This is a genomic window from Mesorhizobium sp. M0106, assembly GCF_040322715.1.
Classification (GTDB): Bacteria; Pseudomonadota; Alphaproteobacteria; order Rhizobiales; family Rhizobiaceae; genus Mesorhizobium.
The window spans coordinates 92744-112433 of sequence record NZ_JAMYUA010000018.1 but is presented as its reverse complement, the minus strand read 5'-3'; the positions used below and the strand labels follow the sequence as shown (position 1 = coordinate 112433).

The window sequence follows — 19690 nt, the reverse complement described above, 5'->3', positions numbered from 1 at the left end:
ACGCCGCCCGGTACGCCGGCGAACCTCTACCTCGCCTTCTGAAGCTCGGCGGCAAGCGCCTGCAGCAGCCCGCGCGTGCCCTCCTCGCGCCCTTGCGCTGAATCGACGCCATCGAAGAACGCACCCTGTTCGGTATAGGTCAGGCGGGTGCCCTCGCCGGAAGGTGCAAGCTCGACCGTGGTGAGCGACGCCGACAGCGGCTGCGCCCCGACCGCCATCCGGTATGAAAATACGATGCGCCGGTCAGGGACGATGTCCTGGAACTGCGCATCGAGCCTGATCTCCGGGCCGCCCTGGTAGCTGAACCGCGAAACCTCGCCGCCGCCGACACGGAAATCGAAGGTGAATTCGGCGATGGTGAAGCCGTCGCCTTCGACGCGCCAGCGCCGCACCGTCGCCTTGTCGGCAAAGGCGAAGAAGACGCGCTCGGGCGATTGCGGATAGGTCCGCTCGATCGTGAAGGTCGAATGGATGACGGAGTGCTCGTCGTTAACCGGGGCAATCTGGTTCATTTCTTGTCGTCCTTTTCCTGCTCGTGGAGTGTTGCTTTCGATTGGTCAGTCTCCGCCAGGATCTGGCCGAGACGGTCGAGCTGGCGTTCGGCCGGCGTACGGCGCGCGGCGATCCAGTCGGCAAGCGGGGCTAGCCCGCCGGGCTCGATCCGGCAGGTGCGCACGCGCCCGATCTTTTCGCTGCGGATCAGCCCGCACGCTTCAAGCACCTGGAGGTGCTGGAGCACGGCGGCGAAGGTCATGCCGAACGGCTCCGCCAACTGGCTGACGGTGGCCGGCCCGCGGCTCAGCCTTTCCAGGATTGCCCGGCGCGTCGGCTCGGCAAGAGCCCGCAGGATGCTGTCAATCTCGGAATACTTAAGCATGGACTTGAGTATTTCGCCGATGACACAAATTGTCAAGTCACGACTAAAGTATTTTTGCAGATGGTGAGAGCCGGCTGGAAAACCCGCGACGCGGGTCATTGCCAGGGGAAATTGCAAGGGAAATTGCCTGCGCTGCAAAACGGCGCGGAAACGCCAGCGATGCTGTCAGCCAGCAGGCCGGTCGCGCGTCAATCCTCGTGCAGCACAAATTCCAGGTAAAGATTGCGCTGCAGGATCGAGTGGTTGTCGTCGGACATCAGCGCCACGATCAGCGCGCCATCGTCGCGGGTCCAGACGTCGAGCGCTTCCATGTTGTCGATCTGGTAGCCCATGTCGGCTTCGAGCAGCACCGGCCCGTCGGCGACGGCGCCCTTCTCGACGCTTTCGCCATAGATGCGCCGCAGCCGCATCTTGACGCCGCCGGCCATCGAAAAACTGCGCTCCAGAAGCAACAGGTCGCCGTCCGGCAGGAAGGCGCCGTCGGTGATGTCGAAATCGCCATTGCGCTTGACGGTGAAGACGCCCTTGCGCGGCCCTTCGATGATCGCGGCAAAGATGTTGCCGATCTTGTCGAGGCTCTTTTCCGACACCACGACCAGTCCGCCCGCGTGCTGCCCGTTGAGATTGGCGCGGGTGACGGTCTCAAAGCCGCGATTGCGCCGAAGTTCCCAGGCCGGAATCAGGAAGTCCAATTGCCTGAACGGCGCCTTCATGTCGTCCGGATCGATCTTGAACTCGGCGATACGGTGATCGCGCTCGAAACCGACCGTGGCAATGCCGTCCTTGACCGCGAGGCCTTCGGCATCGACCGCCCATTTCTCGTCGATCGGCTGGCCGGCCGCATCGACCATCTGCTGCATGCGAAAATTCTGGATGCCGGAAGGCCGCTTGTCGGCATCGTGAACGAGGGTGCCGAAGAACCAGAAGCCGGTGTCGGCGACGCCGATGAAATCGCTGCCTGGCTTGAGGAACCGAAGCGCCGACAGCGCGCCGAAATCGCGCGTCGGCGAGGTCATTTCGAGCCCGCCGACGAATTCGAGCGGCCCGAACTGTTTTTCGTCATTGCCGATGCGAAACTGGGTTATGGGCCGGGCCGAGATTTCGGCCGGCTCGACCGAGGCCGGGCCGGCAGCGACAACCGGGGCCAAAGTGATGCCGAACAACGCAATGGCGGCCAAAAGCTTCTGCCAAAAGCCGCCGCGGGAAAAAATCATCCGGCGCGCCGCATGCCGCCGCGCCGCGTGTCGCGCACGGTTTCCTCGGCGAACAGCGAGGCCAGCTGCTCGGTCATGGCGCCGGCCAGTTCTTCGGCATCGACGATGGTGACGGCGCGGCGATAGTAGCGGGTGACGTCGTGGCCAATGCCGATGGCCAAAAGCTCGACCGGCGAGCGCGTCTCGATGAGCTCGATGATGGCGCGCAGATGCCGCTCGAGATAATTGCCCGGATTGACCGACAGCGTCGAATCATCGACCGGCGCGCCGTCCGAGATCATCATCAGGATCTTGCGCTGCTCCGGCCGCGCGATCAGCCGGTTGTGCGCCCACAGCAGCGCCTCGCCGTCGATGTTTTCCTTGAGCAGGCCCTCGCGCATCATCAGGCCGAGGTTGCGGCGCGCCCGACGCCACGGATGGTCGGCGGATTTGTATATGATGTGGCGCAGATCGTTGAGCCGGCCGGGGTTCGGCGGCTTGCCTTCCTTCAGCCATTTCTCGCGCGCCTGTCCGCCCTTCCAGGCGCGGGTGGTGAAGCCGAGGATTTCGACCGAGACGCCGCAGCGTTCCAGCGTGCGCGCCAGGATGTCGGCGCAGGTGGCGGCGACGGTGATCGGCCGGCCGCGCATCGAGCCCGAATTGTCGAGCACCAGCGACACCACCGTGTCGCGGAATTTGGTATCGCGCTCCTGCTTGAAGGACAAAGGCTGCATCGGGTCGATGACGACGCGCACCAGCCGTGCCGGATCGAGATAGCCCTCTTCGAGATCGAAATCCCAGGAGCGGTTCTGCTGCGCCATCAGACGGCGCTGAAGCCGGTTGGCCAGCCGCCCGACGACGCCGGAAAGATTGGCGAGCTGCTTGTCGAGAAAGGCGCGCAGCCGGTCGAGCTCCTCCTCCTCGCACAGTTCCTCCGCACCAACGGTCTCGTCGAAGGCCGTGGTGAAGACCTTGTAATCGATCTCTTTCGGCAGATTGGTGAAGGGGTTGTCGTTGCGGCGCGCCTCGCCGGGCGTCTCCGCATCGGCATCGTCATCGTCGGAGAGATCCTCGGCGGTAGCGTCGGAGGCTTCCGTCTCGGCCGATTGCTCGTCGTCCGACGATGCCTCGGTATCCTCGGACTGCGACTGCTCGGAGCCGGAATCGTCTTCGCCGCCCTCCTCGCTCTGCTCCTCGCCTTGCGGTTGGTTTTCGTCGTTGTCCTCGGAGTCTTCCGTCTCCTGGTCGTCGCCGAGCTCCTCGGCCATTTCCATGGAGGCGAGCATCTCGCGCACCACGCGGGCGAATGCCTGCTGGTCGTCGAGCTTTGCCGACAGCCCGTCGAGATCGGCACTGGCTTTTTCCTCGACCCAAGGGCGCCAGAGATCGACCAGCCGTTCGCCGCTCTTCGGCACAGTGCGGCCGGTCAGCTTTTCGCGCACCATCAGCGCCAGCGCTTCCTCGATCGGCGCGTCGGCCTTGTCCTTGACGTCGACGAGGTTGGCCCTGGCGTATTTGTCCTCCAGCATCGAGCCGATATTGTCGGCAACGCCCTGCATGGCGCGGCTGCCGATCGCCTCGACCCGGGCCTGCTCGACCGCGTCATAGATAGCGCGGGCCTGCTTGCCTTCCGGCGCCAGCCTGGTGTGGATGCGCGCATCGTGGCAGGCGCGCTTCAGCGCCATGGAATCGCCGAGCCCGCGGGTGATGGCGATGTCCGCCTTCGATGCCTTCTTCGGCAATTCCGGCAGCCGGGCGCGGCTGCCGGCCAGCGCCGGCCGATCCTTGGCGAAGCCGACCTCGAGATCCTTGTCGCCGGCAATGGCGCGCATGCAGACGGTGACGGCGCGCTTGAAGCTGTCGTTCTCAGCGCCGGTCTTGGATTTGTTTCGCGTGTTGTCGCCCGGACCCGCCATCGAGACTCTGCTTAGCCCAGCACCACATTGGCAGCCGATTCCGGCAGATCTTCGCCGAAGGCGCGCTGGTAGAACTCGGCGACCAGCGAGCGTTCCAGCTCGTCGCATTTGTTGAGGAAGGTCAGCCGGAACGCCATGCCGATATTGCCGAAGATTTCGGCATTCTCGGCCCAGGTGATAACCGTGCGCGGGCTCATAACCGTCGACAAATCGCCGTTGATGAAGGCCGAGCGCGTCATGTCGGCGACGCGGACCATCTTGTTGACGATCTCCTTGCCCTTGCCGTCGCGGTAGTGCTTGGCCTTGGCCAGCACGATGTTCACTTCATTGTCGTGCGGCAGGTAATTCAGCGTGGTGACGATCGACCAGCGGTCCATCTGCGCCTGGTTGATCTGCTGGGTGCCGTGGTAGAGGCCGGTGGTGTCGCCCAGCCCAACCGTGTTGGCGGTCGAAAACAGCCGGAAGGCCGGGTGCGGGCGGATGACCCGGCTCTGGTCGAGCAGCGTCAGCCGGCCCGACGATTCCAGCACGCGCTGGATGACGAACATCACGTCCGGGCGGCCGGCATCGTACTCGTCGAAGCACAGCGCGACATTGTGCTGATAGGCCCAGGGCAGGATGCCGTCGCGGAATTCGGTGATCTGCAGCCCGTCCTTGACCACGATGGCGTCCTTGCCGACGAGGTCGATACGGCTGACATGGCTGTCGAGGTTGACGCGCACGCAAGGCCAGTTGAGCCGGGCGGCGACCTGCTCGATATGCGTCGACTTGCCGGTGCCGTGATAGCCCGACACCATGACCCGGCGATTGTAGGCAAAGCCGGCGAGGATCGCCATGGTCGTGTTCTTGTCGAACAGGTAGTCCGGGTCGATGTCGGGGACATGCTCGCTCGTCACCGCATAGGCCGGCACCACCATCTTGGAGTCGAAGCCGAATGTCTCCTTCACCGACACCGTGGTGTCGGGCAGGTTGGCGATGTCGCGATCGACCTTGTTCATCTCTATCAACGTCTCCACAAGCGAAACGCCGCGTTTCGCCGGCAATCGATTTTGTTCGGGGGCGGTCTTAGAGCCTTTTCCAACCTTATGAAAGTTGGAAAGCGACACGAACCGTATGGTCGCTCAGCACAAACCTGCCTGCTTGAGCACGCGATACGCCTGGAGCACATCGCGGAACCGGTCTTCCGAACCTCTGTCGCCGCCATTCGCATCCGGGTGGTGGCGTTTCACAAGTTCCTTATAGCGCGCCTTGATATCCTTGCCAGTTGCCTTTGTATCAAGGCCAAGCGTTTCCAGTGCCTTGGCCTCAAGCGGCTTGGCCTTGCGCTCGCGTGCTTCGCGCGGGTCTTTCGGGCCTTTGAACAGGTCGAACGGATCGCGCATGCGATTGTAGTAGCCGGCGCGGCCGGAGCGCGCCTGGGCGAAGTCTGGCGAGGAGCGTGTCGAGGCGCCGTTGACGCCCATTTTCCAGGTCGGCCGGTGGCCGGTCATGGCTTCCTTCTGGAAGCGGGCGATCTCGGTATCGGGAACGCCCGAGAAATAATTGAAGCCCTTGTTGTACTCGCGCACGTGATCGAAGCAGAACTGGAAATACTCGCCTTCCTTCATCCGTCCGACCGGGGCACGGTGGGTACCGGCCTCCTTGCAGCCATCCCACTGGCAGATCGGCGAACGCGACTTCAGCTCCGCGTCCTTCTCCGGGCGGATGCGAATCTTCTCGAAATATTTTGGGTACGGCTTCATCTCACCCATTTATGGGCTGTTCGCGGATGCGAAACAAGAATTGACATTTTCGCGATGATCGCCCTAACCGCTGAATCGCGGCATAAAACCGGCGAATTGCGAATTTTGTGCGATGACATAGATGTGGTGAAGGGAAGCGGCGATGTCCATACAGGCAACGATGGAAGATAAGCTGAAAAAGGCGTTTTCGCCGGAACGGCTGGCCGTCATCAACGAAAGCCATCTCCATGCCGGGCATCATCATGTGGATTCTGGCCATCACGCCACCTTCGACGGCGCCGGCGAGACGCATTTCCGCGTCCGCATCGTCGCGCCAGCCTTTGCCGGCATGAGCCGCGTCGAGCGTCACCGTGCAGTCAACGATCTCCTGGCCGAAGAGTTGAAATCCGGCGTCCACGCCCTGGCGATCGAGCCGGCAGCGCCCGGTGAAACGACGCGCTGGTGACTCAGCCGAGGCTCGCCCTCAGAAAAGCCATCACCGCAGCTGTCAATGCATCGCCTTCGGTGCCGAAGTCGCGATTGATCGACATGTGCGAATAGGCGCTGCCGTCGAACAGCGTGACCCTGGTTCCGGTGGCGCGCAGACGCCCGGCGAAGGCCTGCGCGTCCGCCGCGCGGGCTTTCGCGCGCGAATGGGCGATGAAGGTCGGCGGGTGCTTGCGGCCTTCCACATAGGTGACAGGCGACAGCGCGCGCCACTGCGCCGGATCGGGAAAGGCGCGGGCATAGACCCCTGCCATGCCGCCGCTTCTGGCCAGCGCCTCCAGATCGTAGGCCCTGGTGTCGTCGAGAACCAGCGCCGCGACGCCGGGCAGGCCGCCGCGCAGCCCGGTCAATGCGACGAGATGGCAGCCGGCCGAATGGCCCATGGCGACGATCCGGTCCGGATCGCCGCCATGGCTGGCCATGTTGGCGCGGACGTAACGATAGGCCAGTTCGACATCCGCCGCCTGGGTGGCGACGTCGGCTTCAGGCAGCATCCGGTAGTCGATCGAGACGAAGCAGAAGCCATTGTCGAGCAGGAAACCAGGCTTGGAGTTGATATTGTTGCGGTTGCCGACCCGCCAGGCGCCGCCATGGACGAAGAAGACGACCGGCAGGCCGCTTGCGCCATCGCGGGAATAGATATCGAGCTTGGCCGGCCCATAATCGAAGGTTTCGGGCGACGGCGAACGCAGCCGCAATGCCGCCGCCTGTCCCGGCAGCAGCGCCGCCATCGACGCCAGAAGCAGGTTTCGCCGATCGATCGTCATCAACTCCTGACTGCCCACGGCTGCCACAAGGTGCGCACTGTCATTCTCCAAGCATCGCCGGCTTGATCCTCAGCCGCGCGATACGGTTCTTGTCGCGCTTCATGACGACGAAGCGCTTGCCGTGAAACGTAAAGGCCTGCTTTTCGTCCGGGATCGACTGCGCCTCGTGGATGACAAGGCCGGCGATGGTGGTGGCTTCCTCGTCCGGCAGGTTCCAGTCGAGCGCCCGGTTAAGGTCGCGGATCGGCACCGTGCCGTCGACGACGACGGAGCCGTCGGCCTCCTGCTTGACGCCCTGGATGTCGATGTCGTGCTCGTCGGCGATCTCGCCGACGATCTCCTCGATGATGTCTTCCAGCGTCACCAGCCCTTCGACCTCGCCATATTCGTCGACGACGATGGCGAAATGCGCCTTGCGGCGCAGGAAGGCATTGAGCTGCTCCTGAAGCGTCGTGGTGTCGGGCACGAACCACGGTTTCGACGCGATCTTCATCACGTCGATCCTGGAAAAATCGTTGCCGACCTCGTTCAGCGCGCGCAGCAGATCCTTCGCGTGCAGCACGCCGACAATGTTGTCGAGCGAACCCTTCCACAACGGCATGCGGGTGTGCGGGCTCTGCAGGATCTCGCGAACCACCGCTTCGGGCGGGTCGTCGGCGTTGACGGAGCGCATATTCGTGCGGTGGACCATGACGTCCGACACTTCGAGCTCCTCGAGGTCGAACAGGCCGCCGATGCGGGCGCGGTCCTCGCGCACCACCTGGCCGTCGCGGCGGAAATCGTCGACGGCGCCGCGCAGTTCCTCGCGCGCCGAGCGCTGCGGCTCGATGCGTTGCAGCTCGTAGCCGAAGGCGGCGAGCAGGCGCCGGCGCAAGACGAAGCCCAGCAGGCCGAGGCCGGCGAGCACGGCAGCCGCGATCCAGCCGGCCTGGCTCATCCCGGGCGGCTTTCCTGCCGACCCGGATGGTTCTCCCGGAGGAACGCCAGCACTTCCGAGGCCGGCACATCCCGGGCGATAAAGGCCTGGCCGATGCCGCGCGTCAGGATGAAGGTCAGCTCGCCGCGCGACACCTTCTTGTCCTGGGTGATGAAGGAGAACAGCGTCTCGGCGTCGGGCAGTTCGCCTGGAATGTCGGCCATGCGCCAGGGCAGACCGACGGCGCGAAGATGCGCCTCGACACGCGCCGCGTCGTCGGGGCTCGCCAAATTGAGCCTTGACGAAAAGCGGTGCGCCAGCGCCATGCCGATGGCGACGCCCTCGCCATGCACGAGCCTTGCGCCGTCATAGCCGGTCGCCGCCTCCAGCGCATGACCGAAGGTGTGGCCGAGATTGAGCAACGCGCGGTCGCCGGTCTCGAACTCGTCGCGGGCAACGACGTCGGCCTTGGCACGACAGGCCTCGGCGATGGCCGCAGCCCGCTCCGGCCCGCCGACAAACACTTGACGCCAGTTTTCTTCCAGCCAGGAGAAAAACTCGGGCCGGTCGATCAGCCCGTATTTGGCCAGTTCGGCATAGCCGGCGCGAAACTCGCGGATCGGCAGCGTGTCGAGCACTTCGGTGTCGGCCAGCACCAGCCTCGGCTGGTGGAATACCCCGACCAGGTTCTTGCCGCGCTTGCTGTTGATGCCGGTCTTGCCGCCGACGGAGGAATCGACCTGCGCCAGCAGCGAGGTCGGAACCTGTACGAAGTTCATGCCGCGCCGCGCGATGCCGGCGGCAAAGCCGGCGAGGTCGCCGACGACGCCGCCGCCGAGCGCGATGACGACGTCGCCGCGCTCCAGCTTGGCGGCCAGCACGCCGTCGACCACCTCTTCGAGATGCGCAAAGCTCTTGGTCTTTTCGCCTGGCGGCAACGTGATGACGGCATGTTGGATGCCACCGCTTGCCAGGCCGGCCGCAAGCGTCGCGAGATGCGCGGCCGCAACGTTTTCGTCGGTGACGACCGCCGCCCGCGTCCCCGGCAGACAGCGCGAAATCTCGGCGCCGGCGCGTGACAGCAGGCCGGGACCGATCAAAATATCGTAGGCACGCTCGCCAAGCCCGACTTCGACAGAGACCGTTGCATCAGCGCTCACGACCGCACCTCGTCAATATCGGCAACGCCGAGATGGCCGCGCAGCGCGTCCACCACTTCGGCGGCAATGATCTCCTTGCGGTCGTCGCGGGTCGGCACGATGACATCGGCCGCGGCATAAACCGGGTAGCGTTCCGCCATCAGCCGTTCCAGCACGGCGCGCGGATCGGCGCTTTTCAGCAGCGGCCGGTTCTGTTTCTTGGAAACGCGCTCCATCAACAGGTCGATCTCGGCTTTCAGCCAAACCGAAACGCCATGGCTGGCGATCGCCTCGCGCGTCTGCGCGTTCATGAAGGCGCCGCCGCCGGTCGACAGCACCTGCGGCCCGTGCTCCAGCACACGCAGGATGACGCGCTGCTCCAGTGCCCGGAACTCCGCCTCGCCATAGCGCTCGAACAGGTCCGGGACGCTCATGCGCGAAACAGTTTCGATCTCCTGGTCGCTGTCGATGAAGGGCAGTGCCAGCATCGCCGCCACCTTGCGGCCGATCGCCGTCTTGCCGGCGCCCATCAGCCCGACAAAGACGATGGAACGGCCGCCCAGCCGGCCGAGCAGCGCGGCATGGCTCTCGCCCGGAGGATTTGCTGGTAGCGCGTTCATGCTTCTAGGGCCTCTTTGGCGGCGTATCGACATCAAAAGCCTGTTTGCGTCAAGCGCGGCGCAACCGGGACTATGGGCTTCACCCTTGAATTGGCCGGATTGGCGTCTCATAAGGGCACAGGGTTGGAAATGCAGAATAAGACGACGGGCGAAAATTAATGCCAACACTGTTTCGCTTTGTCGTGACGCTCGCGATTCTGGCCGGCATTGTCTATGGCGCGATGTTCGCCTTGGTCATGTTCGTCGAGCCGAGGAAGGCGGAAATGAGCGTGCGTATCCCTCCAGAAAAGCTCAATCCCAAAAAATGAACAGCGCCGCCCGCATCGAAGCCTTCCTGGAGATGATGAGCGCCGAGCGCGGCGCGGCCGAAAACACGCTTTCCTCCTATCGCCGCGACCTCGAAGACGCTTCCGCCGGGATCGGCGGTGGGCTTGCCGCTGCCACCAGCGCCGACATCCGTGCCTATCTCGACGACATCGCCGCGCGCGGCTTTGCCGCCACCTCGCAGGCGCGCAAATTGTCGGCGATCCGGCAGTTCTTCAAGTTCCTCTACGCCGAAGGCCTGCGGGGTGACGATCCGACCGGCACGCTGGACAGTCCGAAGAAGGGCCGGCCGCTGCCTAAGACGATGAGCGAGGCCGATACCGGCCGGCTGCTCGACCGCGCGGCGCAGGAGGCGATGGACCCCTCCATGCATGACGGCGACAGGCTGGCGGCGCTGCGCCTGCACGCACTGGTCGAGGTGCTCTACGCCACCGGCTTGCGCGTTTCGGAGCTGGTCGGCCTTCCCGTGACGGTGGCACAGCGCGACGACCGCTTCTTCATGGTGCGCGGCAAGGGCAACAAGGAGCGCATGGTGCCGCTGTCGGCCAAGGCGCGCGCGGCGATGCGGACATGGCTTGCCGCACGGGCAACGGTGCCGGCTTTTGCCGACAGCCCGTTCCTGTTTCCGGCCGCCGCCGACAGCGGCTATCTCTCGAGACAGGTCTTTGCCCGCGAGCTGAAAGGGCTTGCCGCGCGGGCCGGCATTGCCACGGCGAAGATATCGCCGCATGTGCTGCGCCATGCTTTCGCCAGCCATCTGCTGCAGAACGGCGCCGATCTCAGGGCCGTGCAGCAGCTGCTCGGCCATGCCGATATTTCAACGACGCAGATATACACGCATGTGCTGGAGGAGCGGCTGGTGCGTCTGGTCAACGATCATCATCCGCTTGCCGACTAGGCGTCATGTCGCTATGTGAGAACGACGTTCCACCGCGCCCAGCCTGCATTTTCAGGCTTGCGTCAGTCATTGCCTTCCGACTTGCCGGTCCGCCCAAGAATGTACAATTACCTCGATTTCGAAAAGCCTGTGCAGGATCTCGAAGGCAAGATCCTTGAGCTGAAGAAGCTTGCCGAGAACGGCGAGGCGGTCGATGTCGGCGATGAGATCGCCCGTCTCGAAAAGCGCTCGCGCGATGCGCTGCGCGACGCCTACAAGGCGCTGACGCCATGGCAGAAGGTGCAGGTGGCGCGCCATCCGGACAGGCCGCATTGCATCGACTACATCAAGGGTCTGCTTACCGATTTCACGCCGCTCGCCGGCGACCGCAATTTCGGCGAGGACCAGGCGATCGTCGGCGGCTTCGCCCGCTTCCGTGGCGAGCCGGTGGCAATCATCGGCCAGGAGAAGGGTTCCGATACGACAAGCCGGCTGAAGCATAATTTCGGCTCGGTGCGGCCGGAGGGCTACCGCAAGGCGGTGCGGTTGATGGAACTCGCCGACCGCTTCCAAATCCCGCTGCTGACGCTGGTCGACACGGCCGGCGCCTATCCGGGCGTCAACGCCGAAGAGCGCGGCCAGGCGGAAGCCATCGCCCGCTCGACCTCGGCCTGCCTTGGCCTGAAGGTGCCGTCGATCTCGGTGGTGATCGGCGAAGGCGGCTCGGGCGGCGCCATAGCGATCGCCACCGCCAACCGCGTCTACATGCTCGAACACGCCATCTATTCGGTGATCTCGCCGGAAGGCGCCGCCTCGATCCTGTGGCGCGACACCACGCGGTCCAAGGACGCTGCGACCAACATGAAGATCACGGCGCAGGATCTGTTGGAGCTGAAGATCATCGACGCCATCGTCGCCGAGCCGCTCGGCGGTGCCCATCGCGCCCCCGAAACGGTGATTGCCGCCACCGGCGACCTCATCGCCAGGACGATGAAGGAATTCTCCGGCGCCAACACCGACTTCCGCGAGCATCGCCGCGAGAAATACCTGGCGATGGGCCGCAATCTGTAACGTCCGGCAGGCACGCGGCCCGAAATGTGGCGGCGTGAACCAGTTTTGCCACAAAAATGCCGCCGCATTCGGCTCAGTGGGGTTGCCGTAAGGGGACGCGCCAGCATGATTGCGGTAAGGAATTTTCAAGGTTAACGGGCTTAGGGTCCGTCAGTGGTCAGTTTAGCAGCCGCAGCATCCGCGGCGCAGAGATGAAGACGATAGCCATATCCATGTTTGCCAAGCTTGCCCGCACCGGAGTTCTGATCGCTGCGATCGGCGTCGCCGGCTGCAATGACGCTTCGATGAAGGATTTTGCGCCGCAAGCCAACAAGCCGCTGCCGGACAAGATCCTGGCCGAGATGAAAGCCAAGGGCATGGTCCGCACCTCCTCGGTGATGGCCCGCATCTTCAAGGAAGAAGGCAAGCTCGAAATCTGGAAGGCCAAGACCAACGGCCGCTACGACCTGGTCGCCAGCTACGACATCTGCAAATGGTCGGGCAAGCTCGGGCCGAAGTTCACCGAAGGCGACCGCCAGGCGCCGGAAGGCTTTTACACGGTCCGCCCGGCACAGATGAATCCGCGGTCGAATTACCACCTGTCCTTCAACATCGGCTACCCGAACGCCTATGACCGCGCCAATCGCCGCACCGGTTCCAACCTGATGGTCCATGGCGCCTGCTCGTCGTCCGGCTGCTATTCGATGACCGACGCGCAGATCGAGCAGATCTACGCCTTCGGCCGCGACGCCTTCCAGGGCGGCCAGACCGAGTTCCAGATCCAGGCTTTTCCGTTCCGCATGACCGCAGCCAACATGGCGCGCTATCGCAACGACCCGAACTACGAATTCTGGAAGATGCTGAAGGTCGGCTACGACAATTTCGAGGTCACCAAGGTGCCGCCGAAAGTCGACGTCTGCGAGAAGCGCTACGTCTTCAACCAGGTAGCGGCCGACGGCTCGCCCTTCAATCCGACCGGCGCTTGCCCTGTGACCACCCAGCCCGATTCGCTGAAGAGCGCCATCAACGCCTATCAAAGCACCTATGAGGCGGCCTTCAACGGCGCCGTCAAGGCCAGCGTGCCGGCACCCAAGCCGACCATCGCCGGGATCAAGGAAGCCAGCATCGTTTCCGACTGGTCGAAGCGGCGTGCCCGCGGCGAACGCGTTCCGATCGAGCCGCCCTCGCTCAACCCGGACGGCACGGTGGCCGAAACGGCGCGCATGGGCCGCATCGATTCGCCGGCGGGCCGCAAGATGGCGGCGCTCGACGCCGAAAAGGCCGCCAAGCAGAAGGCCGAGGAACAGCGGCTTGCCGCGATAGAAGCGGCGAAGGCAGCGAAAGCGGCAGCCAAGGCACAGGCCCTGGCCGAGAAGGAAGCTGCCAAAGCCCAGGCGCTCGCCGAAAAGGAAGCTGCCAAGACCGCCGCAGAGATGCCTGTCGCCACCGCCACCGTAGCGCCATCGGACGCCGCCCCGGCAGTCGAAACGCAGGCTGCGGACGCCGAAAGCACGGCGACAAGGTTGAAGAAAAAGCTGCTCGGCATGTTTGGCGGCTGAACTTCATGCTTGAGCAAGAAGATGGGGGCCAAGAAGACAGGCCCTCAACCAGCCCCGCCGCCGTCTACGACCTCAAAGGCCTGAACTGCCCGTTGCCCGTGCTCAAGGCAAAAAAGCGCCTGGCCGCAATGCAGCCGGGCAGCCGGCTGTGGCTCGAAACCACCGACCCGCTCGCCGTCATCGACATTCCCGCCTTCTGCGCCGAGAGCGGCCATCGACTGGTCGAAACGGCGGCGGCGGCAGGCGGCCACCGCTTCCTGGTCGAGCGCGGCGGCTGAACGCGTAATCTCCCCCCTTGAGGGGGAGATGGCCGGCAGGCCAGAGGGGGTTGCCGCGCGTGAAGCGCCAACCTTTTCTTTCGTCCCACAGGGCGTCGCGCCAGCCGAGGCGATCCCCTCTGTCGCCTTCGGCGACATCTCCCCCTCAAGGGGGGAGATCGGCAGCTTCGCCGACGCCGCCAGCTCCCGAACGTTTTCGATGCCGAGATAGCGCGGCGCTCCGAACTGAAGCCTATGAAAGCCTCTACCGCCCGGCAATAGCCAGCGGGTTGCTTTCCAGTGCTGCGCGATCCGGCGTGTCGATCGACGGCCGGTTGGTGAAGGCGGCGAACAGCCGCCGGACATAGTCTTCGGGCATGTCGAGCGTGATCAGCACCAGTCTGGTGCCGCGCTGGCTGTCCGGCCAGGCCGGCAGTTGCACCGGCGGATGCAGGATCTTCTGCACGCCATGGATAACCAGCGGCCACGACGGGTCTTCGGCAAGCTCGATGACGCCTTTCATCCGCAAAAGGCGCTCGCCATGCGCCGAGCGCAACAGATCGAGGAACATCTCGATTGCCGAAAACGGCACCGGCCCGTCATGAACCAGCGAATACGAACGCACGCGGGAATCGTGCCTGTGATCATGGTGATCATGGTCGGCATGGTCATGCCCGTCGTGATCATGCCCGCCGTGGTCATGGCCGTCGTGGTCATGGTCGTGGCCGGCTTCTTCGCCGAGCCAACGCTGCACATCGACGGATTTGGTGGCCGGATTGTAGAGGCCGCTATCGAACAGGGTCGCGGTGCTTGCCTCGCCCGCGTCAAGCACCACGGCGCCCGGGTTGAGCTGCCTGAGCCGCGCCCGCAACGCCTCGACATCGCCTGCATCCGTGGTCAGGTCGGCCTTGCTGAGCACGATGCGATCGGCGACGGCCACCTGCTTCACCGCCTCGACATGGGCATCGAGCGTCGCATTGCCGTTGACGGCATCGACCAGGGTGATGACGCCGTCGAGCCGGAAGGCCTGGACCAGGGCCGGGTGTGCCATGATCGACTGCAGTACGGGGGCGGGATCGGCGAGCCCGGTGGTCTCGACGATGACGCGAGCAAGCCGGTCGATGCGGCCGGTCTGCAGACGGTCGACGAGGTCGGCCAGCGTGTCGACCAGCTCGCCCCGCACCGTGCAGCAGAGACAGCCGTCGGAGAGCTGGATGATGCCGTCGGAGGCCTGCTCGACCAGGAGATGGTCGATCGCCACCTCGCCGAACTCGTTGATGATGACGGCGGTGTCGGCGAGCGCCGGATCCCGGAGCAGCCGGTTGAGCAGCGTCGTCTTGCCGGCACCGAGAAAGCCGGTGAGCACCGAAACGGGGATCGGGAAGCCGGCCATGCGGCTAGTTCAGCGCCTTGGCCGGCTGCTGGACCTGCGCGGCGGTGGCGGATCCGGCCACAACTGGCTCGGCGCCGGCCGGCGGCGCCCGGTCCGGCCGCCATGTCGGCAGCGGCACGTCGGCATATTCCTGCCCGGAGGCGTCGAGCATCGCCTTCGGCTTCGGCCCCGTGGCGCCGCCGAGGCCTACGGCGATCAGCGTCGGTACATGGTCGAGCTTTTCCTGATAGGGCGATTTCGGCACGTCCTTGCCCTTGTCGCCGACCGCGGGGGCGGCTTCCGACTGCTCCTCGACCGGTTTCTTCTTGCAGATTTCGTCGTTCATGTCGTTGGCCGACATGGTGTCGCCATAGGCGGGCAGCGCCGCGACCGTCAGCCAGCTCGGCGCCGGGGTTGCAAAACCCTGGTCGAGCAATTTTGCCGCCGCCTCGGCGCGGGTGACTGCCGATCGTTCGCCGAGCACCACGGCGACCAGGGTGCGGCCGTTGCGGGTCGCCGAGCCGATCATGTTGAAACCGGACGAGCAGACGAAACCCGTCTTCATGCCGTCGGCACCCTGATAGCGGCCGATCAGCAGGTTGTAGTTGGAGATCGCCTTCTTGCCGACGGCAAGGCCTTCGATCGAGAACCAGGGGGCATATTGCGGAAATTCCTTGCGAATCGCCATCACCAGCAAAGCGAGATCGCGCGCTGTCGTATACTGGTCCGGCGAATAGAGCCCGTTCGGATTGACGAAATGGGACCCGCTCATGCCGAGCCTCTGCGCTTCGGCGTTCATGCGTTCGGCGAAAGCCGCTTGCGAACCGCCGATATTCTCGCCGACCGCCATGGCGATATCGTTGGCCGATTTGACCAGCATCATCTTCAGCGCATTATCCAACCGCATCACCGAGCCCGGCTTGAAGCCCATCTTGCTCGGCGGCTCGCCGGCAGAATGTTTCGTTACCTTGATCGGCGAATCGAGCTGGACCTCGCCCGCGGCAATCGCACGAAACGCCACATAGGCGGTCATCAGCTTGGTCAGCGAAGCCGGGTACCAGCGCCTGAACGCCTCCTGGTGCTGCAGGATCTTGCCGCTGTTCAGGTCGAACAGGATTGTCGGATTGGCCAAGGCAGGCCCGGCCAGCGACGCAAGCACCACCGTGCCCGCCACCAACAGTTTGAGGAAATGCCTGTAGCGCATCATGAAAACCGAAATAGCCTCTTGCCGCAGTCCCACCTGGCTCCGTAAGATTTCGTTACACGATCGCCAGGATAATGGTCCGGCCCTCTGTTCCCGGACCACAGTCGCGGTGCTATTTACTCTATGTGACGTCAACATGGCAAAGTGCTGCCGATCACAATGTGGAAGCAGCAGCACAATGCAAAGCAGCGTGCATGGTTGCAAGGCAGCAGGCACAATTGCAAAGCAGCAGGCCAAGACCGCCTGCTCCAACAGCGAAATGGAACCATCATGCCGATCCTGAACCGAGCCGCCGAAATGCAGGACGAGGTGGCCGGCTGGCGCCGCCATTTGCACCAGACGCCGGAGCTGAATTTCGACGTCTTCAAGACCGCCGCTTTCGTCACCGAGAAGCTGAAGGCTTTCGGCTGCGACGATATCGTGACGGGTTTGGGCAAGACCGGCGTCGTCGGCATCATCCGCGGCCGCCACGGCGAAGGCTCGACCATCGGCCTGCGCGCCGACATGGACGCGCTGCCGCTCAACGAGATCACCGGCAAATCCTATGCCTCGACCGTCCCCGGCAAGATGCACGCCTGCGGCCATGACGGCCACACCGCGATGCTGTTGGGTGCCGCCAAATACCTCGCCGAAACACGCAATTTCGCCGGTTCCGTCGCGGTCATCTTCCAGCCGGCCGAAGAGGGCGGCGGCGGCGGCAACGAGATGGTCAAGGACGGCATGATGGAGCGCTTCGGCATCTCCAAGGTGTTCGGCATGCATAACATGCCGGGCCTGCCGGTCGGCCAGTTCGCCATCAGGCCGGGTCCGATCATGGCGGCGACTGCCGAATTCACCATCACCGTCAAGGGCCGGGGCGGCCACGCGGCGATGCCGCACGGCACCATCGATCCGATCGTCATCACCAGCCAACTCGTCGGCGCATTGCAGACGATCGCCTCGCGCAGCACCGATCCGGTCGAGGCGGTGGTCGTCTCGGTGACGAAATTCCACGCCGGCGACGCCTATAACGTCATTCCCGAGACCGCCGAGATCGCCGGCACCGTACGCACGCTGAAGAAGGAAGTCGCCAAGAAGGCCGAAGAGCGCATCCGCGCACTTTGCCAAGGCCTGGGCGCTGCCTTCGGCGCGACAATCGAGGTTGATTACAATGCCAATTACCCCGTCACCTTCAACCATCCAGAAGAGACGGTCTTTGCCAGCGACATCGCGGCCGACGTCGCCGGCGACAGCCATGTGCACCGCGCGATCCAGCCGGTGATGGGCGGCGAGGATTTCTCCTACATGCTTGAAGCGCGGCCGGGCGCCTTCATCTTCATCGGCAATGGCGATACCGCCGGCCTGCACAACCCGGCCTACGACTTCAACGACGAGGTCATCCCGCACGGCATGAGCTATTGGGTGAAGCTGGCGGAAACAGCGCTGGCGGCGTAGCCATTCGGCATCGGCGGTGCGGCAACCGCCGCACCTCTGGGCGGCAAAACCGGGCAGGACATGTTCTGCTGGTCACTTCCGGCCGGACGACTTCCGGGCAAGGCCGAAGGCAATGCCCAGAGCAATACCTATACCGATGCCCGCAACAATGTTGTCCAACACGACGCCGATAGCCACGCCGATCACGACGCCGAGTGTGAGGTGTTTGGCATCCATTATGCCCGGTCATGTAGCGTGGAAGGGAAGAGCCGCAACCGCTACGGTCCGCTCTTCGGATCCTCGACCTCCAGCGCCTCCATGACCGGCGCCAGCTCATTGTCGTCGGCAGCCTGCGGCTCTTCGCCTGTCCTCGCCTTCGTCAGGGCTGCCTCGATCGCCTCCTGGATATTGCCGAGTTCGTCTTCGCGAACCTCGTGGCCATAGCCGGCAGCATCGGCATCCTGCTCGAATTGCTGCGCCAGGACGGCGACGCTCACCTCGCTCTCGGCCGGCAGATTGCCGACATTCTCCTGCAGCCAGGTTTCAAAGAACTCTTTGGTGGCGCTCATGCGGTGTCTCCTTCGGGACACTAAAGCGCGCCGGCATCCCGAAAGTTCCGCTATCTGAGCCGTCTTTGCGCCCGTTGCCGGCTGCCCCGCAATTCAGCGCGGCCAGGCGGCGTCGGCGCCGCCTGGCTCGGCTGCTTACTGGCTGACAGCAGTCGTCGGTTCGCACGACACGTTCGGGTTCATATCGGCGAACGCGCCGGTCGGGTTGCCCTTCCAGGCCCAGACATGCAGCTCGTAGAACGGACCGAGGCCATAGCGATTGGGCGCGCTGTTGAAGTTGAACAGATGTCCATCGAGCGAGGCCGGGCCTTTCGAGGTGATGTATTCGACCGCGATCAGTTTTAGCGTGCCGTCGGCCATCGGCTCGTACATGACGGCTTCGGGCTTGGCGACATCGACAGCGTCGTCCTTGAGGTAGCCGGGATTGACGTAATGGATGCCCATGGCGCCGCCGGTGATGCCGCTGGCGCAGGGGATCGGCGCATAGCCCTCGGCGGTCGCCGCCGCCACATTCTCGAAGCGGCTGTTGGCGGCGCGTACCTTGTCGGCCAGTGGATTGGGACCGGACGCGGGCGCTGCCTGATGCGCCTGCGCCAACGCAGTGCAGGCCGACAGCAGCGCCGCGGCAGCGAGAACTCTATTGCGAAAGTTGATTGTCATAGTCATTCCATTCTTCTTGAAAAGCACAGCCCGGCCGGCCGCCGGAGGTAAGGAGGTCCGGCAGGTGGGCGCTGTGGCTGTTGTTGCTGGGAGATCCCTGTCCCGATGCGACGAATGCCGATCATCCCTTCGGCAGATACGGGATGGTTCCGGCCAGATCGGAATTGTCGATCAGCTGGAAACGGCTGTCGCTGCCGCCCTGACGGGCCGAAACGAAGGGTGCGTAGGCAGGATCGTCGGTGAAGGCGCGCGCCGCTGCCTCGGTCGGGAACGCCATCAAGGCGATCAGCGTCGTGTCGAGCGGCTTGCCTTCGAGCGTCTTCACATTGCCGCTGCGCGACAGATATCTGCCGCCGTGCTTGTGAACGAGGTCGTGGACCGACGCGGCATAGGCCGGCATCCACTTCGGGTCCCTCACCTTGATGTCTGCGATAACGTAAGCGGTCATGGGTCATGTCTCCTGGTCGTGCACAGGGGTATCCCGTGCAGCGGCAGAGGGGTCGCATGGCAAGGGTCGCGCCAGCCAGTCCCCGATCTGTACTGGTGTGGCGAATCCGAAATTCGCATTCACTTTGGAGCTACGCAGCGAGCGAATTTCGGATTCAAAAGCCACACCAGCAAGTGCTTGGATTTCCAGTGTGGTTTTGGATTTGAAGTTCCTAACGCTGATGCCACCCAGAAAGCAGGAACTTCGATTCCACCGCACTGGGCCGGTACAGTTTCTGTACTCGCCGTGCCGCCGGAGAAGG

At 64.1% G+C, this 19690-nt stretch carries 23 protein-coding genes; 7 read left to right on the top strand and 16 right to left on the bottom strand.

The features are described from left to right. Positions 1-26 precede the first annotated feature (26 nt). The 6 genes from NKJ55_RS19095 to NKJ55_RS19070 form a co-directional block, all read right to left on the bottom strand. Complete coding sequence (locus tag NKJ55_RS19095) at positions 27-512, bottom strand: SRPBCC family protein (protein WP_352451204.1); 486 nt, start codon at positions 510-512, stop codon at positions 27-29. Beyond that, entirely contained in the window at positions 509-877 is a 369-nt protein-coding gene (locus NKJ55_RS19090) for an ArsR/SmtB family transcription factor (protein WP_352451219.1), read from the bottom strand. Before NKJ55_RS19090 ends, NKJ55_RS19095 begins: the two co-directional genes overlap by 4 nt. Before the next feature lie 188 nt (positions 878-1065). After that, positions 1066-2091, bottom strand: a complete 1026-nt coding sequence (locus NKJ55_RS19085; protein WP_352451203.1) for an esterase-like activity of phytase family protein — start codon at positions 2089-2091, stop codon at positions 1066-1068. Further along, complete coding sequence (gene cobT / locus NKJ55_RS19080) at positions 2088-3986, bottom strand: cobaltochelatase subunit CobT (RefSeq protein WP_352451202.1); 1899 nt, start codon at positions 3984-3986, stop codon at positions 2088-2090. Before cobT ends, NKJ55_RS19085 begins: the two co-directional genes overlap by 4 nt. Before the next feature lie 11 nt (positions 3987-3997). Continuing rightward, positions 3998-4984, bottom strand: coding sequence for a cobaltochelatase subunit CobS (cobS, locus tag NKJ55_RS19075; RefSeq protein WP_352451201.1), 987 nt, complete (start codon positions 4982-4984; stop codon positions 3998-4000). Between the two features lie 123 nt (positions 4985-5107). Continuing rightward, a complete protein-coding gene (locus NKJ55_RS19070) occupies positions 5108-5737 on the bottom strand; it encodes a J domain-containing protein (protein WP_036238769.1) in 630 nt (209 codons plus the stop codon). A 133-nt stretch (positions 5738-5870) separates the two neighbouring features. On the opposite strand from NKJ55_RS19070, the gene NKJ55_RS19065 reads away from it, so the two are divergent. Further along, positions 5871-6173 (top strand): BolA family protein, encoded by a 303-nt coding sequence (locus NKJ55_RS19065; protein WP_352451200.1) that lies wholly within the window; start codon positions 5871-5873, stop codon positions 6171-6173. Position 6174: 1 nt separating this feature from the next. Here NKJ55_RS19065 and NKJ55_RS19060 read toward each other — a convergent pair whose 3' ends face one another. Genes NKJ55_RS19060 through NKJ55_RS19045 form a run of 4 tightly spaced genes read right to left on the bottom strand, consistent with a single transcriptional unit; the run spans position 6175 to position 9656 of the window. Next, positions 6175-6981: an alpha/beta hydrolase gene (locus NKJ55_RS19060; protein ID WP_352451199.1), complete on the bottom strand. Its 807-nt coding sequence runs from the start codon at positions 6979-6981 to the stop codon at positions 6175-6177. Between the two features lie 40 nt (positions 6982-7021). Further along, on the bottom strand, positions 7022-7918 hold the full coding sequence (locus NKJ55_RS19055; protein ID WP_023677887.1) for an HlyC/CorC family transporter: 897 nt from the start codon (positions 7916-7918) through the stop codon (positions 7022-7024). After that, positions 7915-9057: a 3-dehydroquinate synthase gene (gene aroB, locus NKJ55_RS19050; protein WP_352451198.1), complete on the bottom strand. Its 1143-nt coding sequence runs from the start codon at positions 9055-9057 to the stop codon at positions 7915-7917. The genes NKJ55_RS19055 and aroB overlap by 4 nt, the downstream gene beginning before the upstream one ends. Then, positions 9054-9656, bottom strand: coding sequence for a shikimate kinase (locus NKJ55_RS19045; RefSeq protein WP_352451197.1), 603 nt, complete (start codon positions 9654-9656; stop codon positions 9054-9056). The genes aroB and NKJ55_RS19045 overlap by 4 nt, the downstream gene beginning before the upstream one ends. Positions 9657-9814: 158 nt before the next feature. Between NKJ55_RS19045 and NKJ55_RS19040 the strand changes: the two genes are divergently transcribed. From NKJ55_RS19040 to NKJ55_RS19020, 5 genes are all read left to right on the top strand, one after another. Continuing rightward, positions 9815-9964: a hypothetical protein gene (locus NKJ55_RS19040; RefSeq protein ID WP_023677884.1), complete on the top strand. Its 150-nt coding sequence runs from the start codon at positions 9815-9817 to the stop codon at positions 9962-9964. Continuing rightward, positions 9961-10878, top strand: coding sequence for a site-specific tyrosine recombinase XerD (locus NKJ55_RS19035; RefSeq protein WP_352451196.1), 918 nt, complete (start codon positions 9961-9963; stop codon positions 10876-10878). Before NKJ55_RS19040 ends, NKJ55_RS19035 begins: the two co-directional genes overlap by 4 nt. A 99-nt stretch (positions 10879-10977) precedes the next feature. After that, positions 10978-11928: an acetyl-CoA carboxylase carboxyltransferase subunit alpha gene (locus NKJ55_RS19030; RefSeq protein WP_352451195.1), complete on the top strand. Its 951-nt coding sequence runs from the start codon at positions 10978-10980 to the stop codon at positions 11926-11928. Positions 11929-12140: 212 nt separating this feature from the next. Further along, positions 12141-13466 (top strand): L,D-transpeptidase family protein, encoded by a 1326-nt coding sequence (locus NKJ55_RS19025; RefSeq protein WP_352451218.1) that lies wholly within the window; start codon positions 12141-12143, stop codon positions 13464-13466. Positions 13467-13471: 5 nt separating this feature from the next. Further along, positions 13472-13744: a sulfurtransferase TusA family protein gene (locus NKJ55_RS19020; protein WP_352451194.1), complete on the top strand. Its 273-nt coding sequence runs from the start codon at positions 13472-13474 to the stop codon at positions 13742-13744. A gap of 244 nt (positions 13745-13988) precedes the next feature. On the opposite strand, the gene NKJ55_RS19015 is transcribed toward NKJ55_RS19020, so the two are convergent. After that, positions 13989-15116, bottom strand: a complete 1128-nt coding sequence (locus tag NKJ55_RS19015; protein ID WP_352451193.1) for a CobW family GTP-binding protein — start codon at positions 15114-15116, stop codon at positions 13989-13991. A 4-nt stretch (positions 15117-15120) separates the two neighbouring features. Further along, positions 15121-16299: a D-alanyl-D-alanine carboxypeptidase family protein gene (locus NKJ55_RS19010; RefSeq protein ID WP_352451217.1), complete on the bottom strand. Its 1179-nt coding sequence runs from the start codon at positions 16297-16299 to the stop codon at positions 15121-15123. Positions 16300-16569: 270 nt separating this feature from the next. Here NKJ55_RS19010 and NKJ55_RS19005 point away from each other — a divergent pair, with 270 nt between their 5' ends. Next, positions 16570-17733 (top strand): M20 aminoacylase family protein, encoded by a 1164-nt coding sequence (locus tag NKJ55_RS19005; RefSeq protein ID WP_352451192.1) that lies wholly within the window; start codon positions 16570-16572, stop codon positions 17731-17733. Between the two features lie 72 nt (positions 17734-17805). Here NKJ55_RS19005 and NKJ55_RS19000 read toward each other — a convergent pair whose 3' ends face one another. The 4 genes from NKJ55_RS19000 to NKJ55_RS18985 form a co-directional block, all read right to left on the bottom strand. Continuing rightward, positions 17806-17949, bottom strand: a complete 144-nt coding sequence (locus tag NKJ55_RS19000; RefSeq protein ID WP_198023575.1) for a glycine zipper domain-containing protein — start codon at positions 17947-17949, stop codon at positions 17806-17808. 41 nt (positions 17950-17990) lie between these two features. After that, positions 17991-18281: a hypothetical protein gene (locus NKJ55_RS18995; protein ID WP_352451191.1), complete on the bottom strand. Its 291-nt coding sequence runs from the start codon at positions 18279-18281 to the stop codon at positions 17991-17993. Positions 18282-18416: 135 nt separating this feature from the next. Further along, positions 18417-18947 (bottom strand): hypothetical protein, encoded by a 531-nt coding sequence (locus tag NKJ55_RS18990; protein WP_352451190.1) that lies wholly within the window; start codon positions 18945-18947, stop codon positions 18417-18419. Positions 18948-19062: 115 nt separating this feature from the next. Next, on the bottom strand, positions 19063-19389 hold the full coding sequence (locus tag NKJ55_RS18985; protein WP_023677873.1) for a DUF1330 domain-containing protein: 327 nt from the start codon (positions 19387-19389) through the stop codon (positions 19063-19065). Positions 19390-19690 lie beyond the last annotated feature (301 nt).

Excerpts from the sequence above, each read along its gene's own strand:
- NKJ55_RS19095 (WP_352451204.1), bottom strand. The coding sequence starts at position 512 with ATGAACCAGATTGCCCCGGTTAACGACGAGCACTCCGTCATCCATTCG.
- NKJ55_RS19090 (WP_352451219.1), bottom strand. The coding sequence starts at position 877 with ATGCTTAAGTATTCCGAGATTGACAGCATCCTGCGGGCTCTTGCCGAG.
- NKJ55_RS19085 (WP_352451203.1), bottom strand. The coding sequence starts at position 2,091 with ATGATTTTTTCCCGCGGCGGCTTTTGGCAGAAGCTTTTGGCCGCCATT.
- cobT (WP_352451202.1), bottom strand. The coding sequence starts at position 3,986 with ATGGCGGGTCCGGGCGACAACACGCGAAACAAATCCAAGACCGGCGCT.
- cobS (WP_352451201.1), bottom strand. The coding sequence starts at position 4,984 with ATGAACAAGGTCGATCGCGACATCGCCAACCTGCCCGACACCACGGTG.
- NKJ55_RS19070 (WP_036238769.1), bottom strand. The coding sequence starts at position 5,737 with ATGGGTGAGATGAAGCCGTACCCAAAATATTTCGAGAAGATTCGCATC.
- NKJ55_RS19065 (WP_352451200.1), top strand. The coding sequence starts at position 5,871 with ATGTCCATACAGGCAACGATGGAAGATAAGCTGAAAAAGGCGTTTTCG.
- NKJ55_RS19060 (WP_352451199.1), bottom strand. The coding sequence starts at position 6,981 with ATGACGATCGATCGGCGAAACCTGCTTCTGGCGTCGATGGCGGCGCTG.
- NKJ55_RS19055 (WP_023677887.1), bottom strand. The coding sequence starts at position 7,918 with ATGAGCCAGGCCGGCTGGATCGCGGCTGCCGTGCTCGCCGGCCTCGGC.
- NKJ55_RS19045 (WP_352451197.1), bottom strand. The coding sequence starts at position 9,656 with ATGAACGCGCTACCAGCAAATCCTCCGGGCGAGAGCCATGCCGCGCTG.
- NKJ55_RS19040 (WP_023677884.1), top strand. The coding sequence starts at position 9,815 with ATGCCAACACTGTTTCGCTTTGTCGTGACGCTCGCGATTCTGGCCGGC.
- NKJ55_RS19035 (WP_352451196.1), top strand. The coding sequence starts at position 9,961 with ATGAACAGCGCCGCCCGCATCGAAGCCTTCCTGGAGATGATGAGCGCC.
- NKJ55_RS19030 (WP_352451195.1), top strand. The coding sequence starts at position 10,978 with ATGTACAATTACCTCGATTTCGAAAAGCCTGTGCAGGATCTCGAAGGC.
- NKJ55_RS19025 (WP_352451218.1), top strand. The coding sequence starts at position 12,141 with ATGTTTGCCAAGCTTGCCCGCACCGGAGTTCTGATCGCTGCGATCGGC.
- NKJ55_RS19020 (WP_352451194.1), top strand. The coding sequence starts at position 13,472 with ATGCTTGAGCAAGAAGATGGGGGCCAAGAAGACAGGCCCTCAACCAGC.
- NKJ55_RS19015 (WP_352451193.1), bottom strand. The coding sequence starts at position 15,116 with ATGGCCGGCTTCCCGATCCCCGTTTCGGTGCTCACCGGCTTTCTCGGT.
- NKJ55_RS19010 (WP_352451217.1), bottom strand. The coding sequence starts at position 16,299 with ATGCGCTACAGGCATTTCCTCAAACTGTTGGTGGCGGGCACGGTGGTG.
- NKJ55_RS19005 (WP_352451192.1), top strand. The coding sequence starts at position 16,570 with ATGCCGATCCTGAACCGAGCCGCCGAAATGCAGGACGAGGTGGCCGGC.
- NKJ55_RS19000 (WP_198023575.1), bottom strand. The coding sequence starts at position 17,949 with ATGGATGCCAAACACCTCACACTCGGCGTCGTGATCGGCGTGGCTATC.
- NKJ55_RS18995 (WP_352451191.1), bottom strand. The coding sequence starts at position 18,281 with ATGAGCGCCACCAAAGAGTTCTTTGAAACCTGGCTGCAGGAGAATGTC.
- NKJ55_RS18990 (WP_352451190.1), bottom strand. The coding sequence starts at position 18,947 with ATGACTATGACAATCAACTTTCGCAATAGAGTTCTCGCTGCCGCGGCG.
- NKJ55_RS18985 (WP_023677873.1), bottom strand. The coding sequence starts at position 19,389 with ATGACCGCTTACGTTATCGCAGACATCAAGGTGAGGGACCCGAAGTGG.